A 9612-nucleotide genomic window follows, 5' to 3' on the forward strand; every position below is an offset into this window, starting at 1 on the left:
ATGGCCAAGACAATTGCGTACGACGAAGAGGCGCGCCGCGGCCTCGAGCGGGGCCTCAACGCCCTGGCCGACGCTGTCAAGGTGACCCTGGGCCCCAAGGGCCGCAATGTCGTGCTGGAGAAGAAGTGGGGCGCCCCCACCATCACCAACGACGGTGTCTCCATCGCCAAGGAGATCGAGCTCGAGGACCCGTACGAGAAGATCGGCGCGGAGCTCGTCAAGGAAGTTGCCAAGAAGACCGACGACGTCGCGGGTGACGGCACCACCACCGCCACCGTGCTCGCCCAGGCGCTCGTGCGCGAGGGCCTGCGCAACGTCGCCGCCGGCGCCAACCCGCTGGGTCTGAAGCGCGGCATCGAGAAGGCCGTCGCGGCCGTCACCGCCCGCCTCCTCGACGACGCCAAGGAGGTCGAGACCAAGGAGCAGATCGCTGCCACCGCGGCCATCTCCGCCGGCGACGCGTCCATCGGTGAGCTGATCGCCGAGGCCATGGACAAGGTCGGCAAGGAAGGTGTCATCACCGTCGAGGAGAGCAACACCTTCGGTCTCCAGCTGGAGCTGACCGAGGGTATGCGCTTCGACAAGGGCTACATCTCCGGTTACTTCGTCACCGACCCGGAGCGTCAGGAAGCGGTCCTCGAGGACCCGTACATCCTGCTGGTCGGCTCGAAGATCTCGACCGTCAAGGACCTGCTGCCGCTGCTGGAGAAGGTCATCCAGGCCGGCAAGCCGCTGCTGATCATCGCCGAGGACGTCGAGGGCGAGGCCCTGTCGACCCTGGTCGTGAACAAGATCCGTGGCACCTTCAAGTCCGTCGCCGTCAAGGCCCCGGGCTTCGGTGACCGCCGCAAGGCGCAGCTCGCCGACATCGCCATCCTGACCGGTGGTGAGGTCATCTCCGAGGAGGTCGGCCTCAACCTGGAGACCGCCACCGTCGACCTGCTGGGTACCGCCCGCAAGGTCGTCGTCACCAAGGACGAGACCACCATCGTCGACGGTGCCGGTGACGCCGACGCCATCGCCGGCCGGGTCGCGCAGATCCGTGGCGAGATCGAGAACTCGGACTCCGACTACGACCGCGAGAAGCTGCAGGAGCGCCTGGCCAAGCTGGCCGGCGGTGTTGCGGTCATCAAGGCCGGTGCGGCGACCGAGGTCGAGCTCAAGGAGCGCAAGCACCGCATCGAGGACGCCGTGCGCAACGCGAAGGCGGCCGTCGAGGAGGGCATCGTCCCCGGTGGTGGCGTGGCGCTGCTGCAGTCCGGCCCCGCGCTGGACGCCCTGGAGCTGACCGGCGACGAGGCCACCGGTGCGAACATCGTTCGCGTCGCCCTGGCCGCGCCGCTGAAGCAGATCGCCTTCAACGCGGGCCTGGAGCCCGGCGTGGTGGCCGAGAAGGTCGCGAACCTGCCCACCGGTGAGGGCCTCAACGCCGACACCGGCGTGTACGAGGACCTGCTGAAGGCGGGCGTCGCCGACCCGGTCAAGGTCACCCGTTCCGCCCTGCAGAACGCGGCCTCCATCGCGGCCCTGTTCCTGACCACCGAGGCTGTCGTCGCCGACAAGCCGGAGAAGGCGGCCCCGGCTGCCGACCCGACCGGCGGCATGGGCGGCATGGACTTCTGAGTCCAGCTCTCCAGCAACGGTTTTCATACTGAAGGCCGGTCCACCTCCGGGTGGGCCGGCCTTCGGCGTTCACGGTTTCAGCATTCGGCGCGGATGAAGACCTGGCTGGTGTCACCACCGTCGTTGTGCACCACGACGAATCGCGCCGGATACTGCGGGATCAGAGGGCGGATGCGAGGCTGTGCTCCCACCAGACGTTGTTCTGGTAGCCGTAGCGGAGGGTGCCGAGGTCGGCGACGATCTTGGCCGGAACCTCGAAGAGTGCGCCGGTGGGTTGGGTGAGCTGGGTGCCCGGTTCGTAGGCGAGGGCCTGCTGGATCCGGGTCATGAGATCGGTGATCGAGGTGTTGCGGTTGTCGGCGTCGGTGCGGATCGTGTCGATCTTCGCGGTGATCTGATCCTTGACCGAACTGCTCATCGGGCGATCCGCGATCTGGGCCCAGACTCCCACCGGGAGTGAGAATCCCAGCAGGTTCAACGGTTCCATCAGCCCGGAGGCCAAGCCCGCCGCCTGGTTGTACACCAGGCGCTCCAGGCATTCGCCGCCTTTCTGCAGGGTTTTCGCGACGGTGTCCAGGTCCGTGCTGCGGTCGGAGATCGTGGTGTGCAGCGTATTCATCGCGGTGGCATAGGAATTGGCGGCGCCGCCGGTCCATTGCGTGGTGAGCCATTGCGATCCGCTGCTCAGGTTCGTCGACGTCACAGAGTCGTTGATGCTGAGCTGGGCGATGCGTTTCCCGATCGCCTGCACGTTCTCCCAGTCGCTGATCAGCGGCGCGAGATATTGTTCGGCCGGCTTGATCCCGATCGCCTGGTTGATGCGGTCGTCGAAGATGGCGATGGCGTCGTGGGCGCCGGAGACCACGGATTTGAGCGTGAGGCTGTCGGTTTGGATCTGGGGCAGGTCGAGCGTCTGCATCCCGGTGAAGCGCAGGACATCGGTGACGGCACCGTCCAGCGACGGTAGCGACAGCGAGGAGGTGGCCGAGCTGACGGCTCTGGCCCAGGCGGAATCCTGTTGCTGGAAGCCCTGGACCGTGGTGGTCAGATCGGTGCCGAAGCCGACGATCTTGTCGTGATTCTGCTGGCCCAGGGTCGTCATCCGGTCCTTGAAACCCTGCAGTGCCGAGGTCAGCGTGGCCAGGGTGCCGGTGGTTCCCGACGGCAGCTCGAGATCGGACGTGATCTTGGACAGGTTGGTCAGCAGCGTTCCGCCCGCGTCGGTGAGGTCCTTGGCGAAGCCGGTCAGCGCGGCGGAGGTAACCGATAGGTCGCTCATACGGAAGCGCTTTCCTGCGGCCGCGACTGCGTGATCCGGATCCGGCTGTGCCGCCGATCCTCATTTCCCCCGATGACGATCATGCCGCGATTGTACCGATTACGGCAGGCGGCTCGATCATTGTGCGGCAGCCGGATTCAACCGGCCGGGCGGAGCCGGGCGAGGATGCCGGGCAGGTCGAGCCGGAACATCTCGGGCCGGAAGTAGTGGCCGCCGGGGACTTCGTGCCATTCGCAGGGGATGCCCGCGGCGGCGAGATCGGCACGAAATTCTCGTTGCCCGGCGAGGACGTGTGTCTCGTTCATTTGGTCGAACCAGTTGATCGGGTCCGGGCTGGTGCCGGCGACCAGGAAGATCCGGTGGTCGCGGAAGTTCTCGATGTGTTCGACCGGGTTGTCGGCGCTGACGCGGGCCTGGTTCCAGGGCACGCCGTAGATGGTGCCGCCGGCCAGGTCCAGGACCGCCGCGGACAGGTTGGCCCAGTCGACGACGGTCGGCGGTGGGTTGTTGCGGCGCAGGCTCGGCGGGCCGGAATGGGCGCTGACCGACGCGAACAGCCAGGGATATTCGGTGGTGTATTTCAGCGCGCCGAAGCCGCCCATGGAGAACCCGCCGGCCGCGCGGCCGCCACCGTCGTTCCAGGTGCGGAAGTTGCCGTCGATCCACCCGATCAGTTGGTCGATATGGAAGGTCTCCCAATTGCGCGGGCCGACAAAGGAACTGACCGGGTTGCTGTACCAGCCGGCGTGGCCGCCGTCGGGCATGACCACGATGATCGGCGCGCCGGCGGTGAGGTCCCGGATTCCGAGCTGGTCGAAGGTGCGGAAATCCTGGTCGGTGCCGCCGCCGTGGAACAGGTACAGCACCGGGTAGGTGTGTCCGCTGGTGTGATAGTCGTCGGGGAGCAGCACGTTCACGCCCGGGTTCCAGCCGACCGCCGCGGTCGCGAAGCGGTAATACCAGAGGCGGGAATCGTTTTCGTTGCGGTCGACGATGGTGAGCCCGTTGCCGTCGCTGCGCCCGCTGAACAGCAGCAGCACCTGCCCGGCCGTGACCGTCTCGTCCGGTAGCCCGTTGGCCGCGGCGAGCGTTGCCGCCCAACCACTGTCGCCGTACCAGCGCGCCGCGATATCGGCCAGGGTTTCGTCGGCTCCGACGGTGTAGCGGGTGAGGTCGGCGACCACCACGGTGGTGCCGGGGGCGATATCGGGGACCGGATCTCCTGGTCCGGCAAGGCCACTCGCACGGGCGAGGACCCACGCGGCGGCGGGGTCGCCGTAGTGGCGGTCGGCGAGCGCGGCCAGGGTGTCGCCGGGGGCGGCGGTCACCTCGGTGTAGTCGGGCAGGATCAGCGCGAGTCCGGCGGGAACGACGTCGGGATCGGGAATCCCGTTCGCCGTCGCGATCAGCGGATACCGGTCCGCGTCACCGTAGGCCTGCTCGGCGACTCCGGACAGGGTGTCGCCGGCTTCGAGAACCGTGGTCCGAACCATGACGACTCCTGACGTGTGGTCATGTCCCCGTCTCCACGGTAGGCCGCGGCGAGCGGTTCCGGCCGGGAAATCGCTGTACGCGTCGGGTTTGTACCGCTAGATCCACCCGGCGGTCTGCGCCGCGCGGATGGCGTCGATCCGGTTGCGGGCCTGTAGCTTCGTGACCGCGGTGGCGAGATAGTTGCGCACGGTCCCGTAGGACAGGTGCATCGTGGCGGCGATCTGTTTGGGGTCGAGGCCGGCCGCGAGGTGGCGCAGGACCTCGGTTTCGCGCGCGGTGAGCGGGCTGTCGCCGGCGCGCAACGCGGTGAACGCCAGGGCGGGATCCAGCGCCGCGCCGCCCGCGGCGACGGTGCGCACGGCCCGGACCAGTTCGTGGCGCGGGCTGTCCTTGAGCACGAAGCCGCCGACGCCGATCTCGGTGGCCCGCTTGAGCAGTCCGGGGTTGGCGAGTCCGGTGAGGATCAGGATCCGGCAGGCGGGCAACCGTTCCCGGAGCAGGGCGGCGGCGGTGAGTCCGTCGGTGCCGGGTAGGTCGACGTCCAGGATCGCGAGGTCGGCCCGGGTGGTGACGGCCGTGTCGACGATGGTGTCGCCCCGGTCCAGCGCGGCGACGATCTCCAGGTCGTCTTCCAATTCCAGTGTCGCGACGAGGGTTTCGCGGAGCAGCCGCATATCCTCGGCAACCAGCACCCTGATCGGCACCACACACTCCTCACTCCCGGACACTGTCGTGATTGCCCGGAACGACCGGTCTGTTGTGCAATCATCGGCGTGCTGCCGTTACCGAGATTCACCGGGTACCTGTTCCTGGTCCTGCTCATCGTCTCGGTGTGGACCGCGGGCGCCGGGGTGGCCGCGACGATCTGGTGTGCGCTGCAGGCGGCCGTCGTGGTGGTGGCGCAGCACCGTCCCGCAACTCGCGGGCGATCGCTGCTCGCGCAGCTCGTCCTCACCTATCTGCCGGTGGCCGGCATCGGCCCCTCCGGGCTCGAGACCGACCATCTACTCGCCGCGACCGCGCTGTGGTGTCTGCCGCCGCGCTGGCGCTGGGCCGGATTCGCCACGGTGGCGGCGATCTCCGGTCCGCTCCACGCGCAGCACCGGTGGGGCGAGATGCTGCACCTCGACATCACCACCGCGGCGATCGGCGCCGTCGTCTATCTGCTGTCGCGGCTGACCGTTCTGGTCGATGCCCTCGACGCCACCCGCGACGAACTGGCGCAGCTGACGCAGACCCGGGAGCGCCTGCAGGTGGCTCGCCGGCTGCGGGACGCGCTGGGTGATCGGCTCACCGCGGTGCTCGACCTGCTGCGCCGGGCCCGCACGGACCTGACCCCGCGACCCGACCGGGCCACCGCCGCGGTCGCGGATGCGACCGACGCCACCCGCCGGATCATCGCGGCGGTGCGGGAATTGGCTGCCGAACAGCATGATTCGGCGCGGATGCCGCCCGACGACGTCCCGATCTCGCGCCTGGCACCCCGGCTGGCGCTGTCGGCCTCGGTGATCAGCCTGGGATCGTGGGTCGCGGTCGAGGTGCTGGAGAGTCCGGGTGCGCGGATCGCGATGGCATTCGGCGGTACGGCCCTCGCGGGTCTGCTGCTGGCGCAACTGCTGCGGCCGGAGCCGATGAAACGCCTGCTCGTCCCGCAGGCGTTGATCGCGCTGGCACCGCTGCCCTGGCTGGGGGCGACGTGGAGTGTGTGGCTGATCCTGCTGGCGGTGTCGGTTCTGGTGTGCGCCGACGACATTCGGCTGGCGGTAGCTGTCCCGGCTCTGGTCGGGTTGCGGGCGATCTACGGCGGCCCGCCCGGCAACGGTGGGCCGGGCGGGCATTGGAGCTGGCTGGTCATGGCGGCGGAGGCGACGCTGGTGCTGTTCGGGCTGGCGCGCTTCCTGCAGCTGTCGCGGCAGCTGAACCGCTCCCGGCAGGACCTGATCCAGGTCACCACGCAGGTGGAACGCCTGCGCCTGGCCCGCGATATCCACGATCTGCTGGGCCTGACGCTGTCGGTTCTGGTCCTCAAGGGCGACTTGATCACCGAACTCGTCCACCGCGATCCGGTCCGCGCGGCCACGGAGATCGAAGAGGCACTCCGGATCGCGTCACGCGCGCGAGCCGAGGCCTGGGCGCTGGCCGATACCGCCGAAACCCGCTCGCTCTGTGCGGAATTGCGGGTCGCGGGCGCGGCCCTGGCCGACGCGTGCGGCACCGTCAGTATCGACTGCGACGACGAGCTGCCCGTCACCGCGGGTGCGGTGCTCGCGCCGGTCGTGCGGGAGGCGGTGACGAATGTGTTGCGGCACAGCACCGCGACCCGGGTACGCATCGAATGTCGCCGTCAGGACGGCGATGTGCGGCTCGAGGTGCACAACGACGGTGCCGCCGACGAATCCGAGGGCGCCGGACAGGGATTGCGCAATATGCGCGCCCGGGTGCGGGACGCGGGCGGTTCGTTCAGCGCGGCACGGTCCGGTGGCGAGTTCCGATTGACCGCACGGGTGCCCTGCTGAGGTTGTGCGAAATGCACAGTGCCGGTGGGTGAATCGCACCGGCCGCCCGTGGTTGCCGCAGTGCCGGGACCGGGTGCTTCATCGCGCGAACCGGTGCCGGTGGCACTACGGCCGAAGCCCTTGCGGCGGAAGACTTTCGGGAGTCAGAAAGACTGACCCGAAGGAGACATCATGCCGGTCGTCCGGATCCACCACTACCGCGTCGACGACGACAAACTGAGCGCCCTGCTGGCTCAGCGCGCCGCCCTCATCGACGGAATCCGCCGGGCGCAGCCCGGTCTCACCGAGACTCGGCTCACCCGGCTGGAGGACGGCAGCTACAGCGACACCTGGCGCTGGGAATCCGCCGAGCAGATGCTCACCGCCATCGCCGCGTCCCAGGACTTCCCACCGGTAGCCGCCACCATGGCGTTGACCGTCGACGCCACCGCCGAGACCGGCGAGATCGTCGAGGAGCGGTGATGAATATCGCCTATCACGTCGTCGCGATCGCGGCCGCCGCATGGATCGGGTTCAGCGGGTACTCGCTGTTCGCCCGCAAACCGTTCGTCGCCGAGCCGCTGACGGAGTACGGCGTGCCGACGACATGGTGGCCCTGGCTCGCACTCGCGAAATCGGCCGGTGCGCTGGGACTTCTGGCCGGATTCGTGGTTCCGGCGGTAGGGATGGCGGCAGCGAGCTGCCTGATCCTCTACTTCCTCGGAGCCGCGGCGACCACGATTCGCGCGCGTTCGTACGGGACGACCGTGTTCCCGCTGCTCTACCTCGCACCGGCTGCGGCGACCCTGGTACTGCAGCTCGCGCGGTGACATTCCGCGGCCCGGCCGGTCCACCTTTCGGGTGGGCCGGCCTGCTGCTTTCCGAAGTTAGGGATTTCGCAAGGAGTTCGCGGGTGGCCTCGCCCAGGATGGGTCCTGTCGCCGAACGGGGGCAGCGCGAATGAGAGGGGATACCGAGATGGATTCGAATGCGGTGCGGGCGAACGGAACTCGCTGGACGCGGACGGCACTGCTGGGCCGGGCGGCGGTGGCGGGGGCGGTCGCGTGCGGGGTGCTCGCGTTGACCGCGTGCGGTTCGTCGAACAGCGACGATCAGGCCGCGAATCTGCGCCGGAACCTCTCCGCGTCGACGACCACCACGACGACCACCACGAAGGCGCCCACCACCACGAAGTCGGCGCCGCTGTCGCCGGACGGGCAGGCGGTGGTGTCCGCGCTGCCCAAGCCGCTGCAGCAGGAACTCGGGAAGGCGTGCCCGATCGAGGAGAAGCGCGCCACCGACTCGACCGACCACTTCACCACCCAGGACCATTTCTGCCTGGCCGAGAACGACACCCTCACCACCGGGCTGGTGCCTCCGCACGGCGGGACCGCCACCGGCACGGTGAACTTCAGTGCCTACATCAACACCAAGCCCGACGCCCTGAAGGACCAGTGGCACCTCATCCGGCCGCAGCAGCTGGTCCAGGACGACGCGAAGCTGATGGTCCGCGTCGACGACGAGACGCCGGGTCTGGTGATCCTGGAGGTGTTCCGCAAGTCGGACAACCTGTATCTGAGCGGCGTGAACTTCACCAGCAAGGACGCGGCCCTGCAGTTCGTCAAGCGCGCGGGATTCTGAACCGGAGCGACATGGAGCGCGAATTCCGTTCCCCGCGTGGACAACTGGCATCGCCTGTGTGATGATCATCGGTTGGCCCGCGGACGGGCCGCCCAAAGCCGCTGTATCAGGGAGATCCACCATGTTCAGAAAGGGCGCCACTGCCCTCGGGCTGATCGCCGCGTCGGCGACCGCCCTCGTCGTCACCGGCACCGGTACCGCGGCCGCCGAGCGTGGCGCGGACGGTCACTACTACCTGTCGATCGCGATCTCGACCGACAACATCGAGGGCACCTTCGTCGCCGGCACCGCGGCCAACTACCCCGACCAGGCATCGGCGGACCAGGCCGCGCTCGGCGAGTGCGGGTACGCCAACTGCTGGGTCGTCGTCCGTTCACAGGACGGCTGCGGTGCTGTGGCGGCGCGGGACAACGACGTGGCCGGCGGCGAGGGCGCGACGACGGGCGAAGCCGCGCGCAATGCGATCGCGCAGCTGCCGCCGCCGTCGCTGCTGGCCTCGCTCAGTGGGGGTGGCGGTGCGCCCGACGTCTTCGCGGTGCACTGCAACGGCTGATCGCCGCGGCTCGGAAAGGCCGGCTCACTTCGGTGGGCCGGCCTTCGTCGTATCCACCCGAAATGCCTCGCCGCGGCACCGGATCGGGCTCCGACATAGCGACCGGTCTCCCGGTCGATGACCGGTTTCGGTAGTTCTGCGGACCGATGGGTCGGATCGATCTAGGCTGGAGTCGTGGCAGCGGCCTCAGCGACAGCTGAATGGCCGTGGTCTAGGAGTGTGTCTGGGCCTGTGACCAGGGGATTTGACATGTGCACAGGCGCCGCGTAACTTTATTCAAGTCAGAGCGACACGGACACCGACCCGGAGCCCCAAGGGCCCGGGAAACGAGGTAGGACGAGGAGCGCCTGAACATCACACTGGTTCGGCCGGTTTGCACCGATTTGGTTCGGAGCGCACGGCTGAGCTAAGCTTTGGAAGTTGCCTCACCGATCTACCGGATTCACTCCGGCGAGATGGTGTGTGCGTGTGTTCTTTGAGAACTCAACAGTGTGTCGATGAATGTCAGTGCCAATAATTTATTGGTT

At 68.3% G+C, this 9612-nt stretch carries 9 protein-coding genes; 6 read left to right on the forward strand and 3 right to left on the reverse strand.

Going from position 1 to position 9612, the window contains the following annotated elements; genetic code table 11:
• The gene (groL, locus tag EBN03_RS08320) at positions 1-1623 is read left to right on the forward strand and encodes a chaperonin GroEL (RefSeq protein ID WP_122187298.1); all 1623 of its coding nucleotides are present in this window, start codon (positions 1-3) and stop codon (positions 1621-1623) included.
• A gap of 160 nt (positions 1624-1783) precedes the next feature.
• Here the strand turns inward: groL and EBN03_RS08325 are convergent, their stop codons facing one another.
• The 3 genes from EBN03_RS08325 to EBN03_RS08335 form a co-directional block, all read right to left on the reverse strand.
• A complete protein-coding gene (locus EBN03_RS08325; protein ID WP_122187299.1) occupies positions 1784-2902 on the reverse strand; it encodes a hypothetical protein in 1119 nt (372 codons plus the stop codon).
• Between the two features lie 137 nt (positions 2903-3039).
• Complete coding sequence (locus EBN03_RS08330; RefSeq protein WP_122187300.1) at positions 3040-4395, reverse strand: alpha/beta hydrolase-fold protein; 1356 nt, start codon at positions 4393-4395, stop codon at positions 3040-3042.
• Between the two features lie 96 nt (positions 4396-4491).
• Positions 4492-5100 carry a response regulator transcription factor gene (locus EBN03_RS08335; RefSeq protein ID WP_122187397.1) on the reverse strand — a complete coding sequence of 203 codons (609 nt, stop codon included), beginning with the start codon at positions 5098-5100 and terminating at the stop codon, positions 4492-4494.
• 69 nt (positions 5101-5169) lie between these two features.
• Here EBN03_RS08335 and EBN03_RS08340 point away from each other — a divergent pair, with 69 nt between their 5' ends.
• From EBN03_RS08340 to EBN03_RS08360, 5 genes are all read left to right on the forward strand, one after another.
• A complete protein-coding gene (locus EBN03_RS08340) occupies positions 5170-6912 on the forward strand; it encodes a sensor histidine kinase (RefSeq protein WP_122187301.1) in 1743 nt (580 codons plus the stop codon).
• 171 nt (positions 6913-7083) lie between these two features.
• Positions 7084-7374, forward strand: a complete 291-nt coding sequence (locus tag EBN03_RS08345; RefSeq protein ID WP_122187302.1) for a hypothetical protein — start codon at positions 7084-7086, stop codon at positions 7372-7374.
• Complete coding sequence (locus EBN03_RS08350) at positions 7374-7721, forward strand: DoxX family protein (protein WP_122187303.1); 348 nt, start codon at positions 7374-7376, stop codon at positions 7719-7721. The genes EBN03_RS08345 and EBN03_RS08350 overlap by 1 nt, the downstream gene beginning before the upstream one ends.
• Before the next feature lie 148 nt (positions 7722-7869).
• Positions 7870-8532: a hypothetical protein gene (locus tag EBN03_RS08355; protein ID WP_122187304.1), complete on the forward strand. Its 663-nt coding sequence runs from the start codon at positions 7870-7872 to the stop codon at positions 8530-8532.
• A gap of 121 nt (positions 8533-8653) precedes the next feature.
• Positions 8654-9085: a DUF4189 domain-containing protein gene (locus tag EBN03_RS08360; RefSeq protein WP_158675558.1), complete on the forward strand. Its 432-nt coding sequence runs from the start codon at positions 8654-8656 to the stop codon at positions 9083-9085.
• Positions 9086-9612 lie beyond the last annotated feature (527 nt).

It is taken from the genome of Nocardia stercoris (assembly GCF_003696265.1).
In the GTDB taxonomy this organism is placed as follows: domain Bacteria; phylum Actinomycetota; class Actinomycetes; order Mycobacteriales; family Mycobacteriaceae; genus Nocardia; species Nocardia stercoris.

Excerpts from the sequence above, each read along its gene's own strand:
- groL (WP_122187298.1), top strand. The coding sequence starts at position 1 with ATGGCCAAGACAATTGCGTACGACGAAGAGGCGCGCCGCGGCCTCGAG.
- EBN03_RS08325 (WP_122187299.1), bottom strand. The coding sequence starts at position 2,902 with ATGAGCGACCTATCGGTTACCTCCGCCGCGCTGACCGGCTTCGCCAAG.
- EBN03_RS08330 (WP_122187300.1), bottom strand. The coding sequence starts at position 4,395 with ATGGTTCGGACCACGGTTCTCGAAGCCGGCGACACCCTGTCCGGAGTC.
- EBN03_RS08345 (WP_122187302.1), top strand. The coding sequence starts at position 7,084 with ATGCCGGTCGTCCGGATCCACCACTACCGCGTCGACGACGACAAACTG.
- EBN03_RS08350 (WP_122187303.1), top strand. The coding sequence starts at position 7,374 with ATGAATATCGCCTATCACGTCGTCGCGATCGCGGCCGCCGCATGGATC.
- EBN03_RS08355 (WP_122187304.1), top strand. The coding sequence starts at position 7,870 with ATGGATTCGAATGCGGTGCGGGCGAACGGAACTCGCTGGACGCGGACG.
- EBN03_RS08360 (WP_158675558.1), top strand. The coding sequence starts at position 8,654 with ATGTTCAGAAAGGGCGCCACTGCCCTCGGGCTGATCGCCGCGTCGGCG.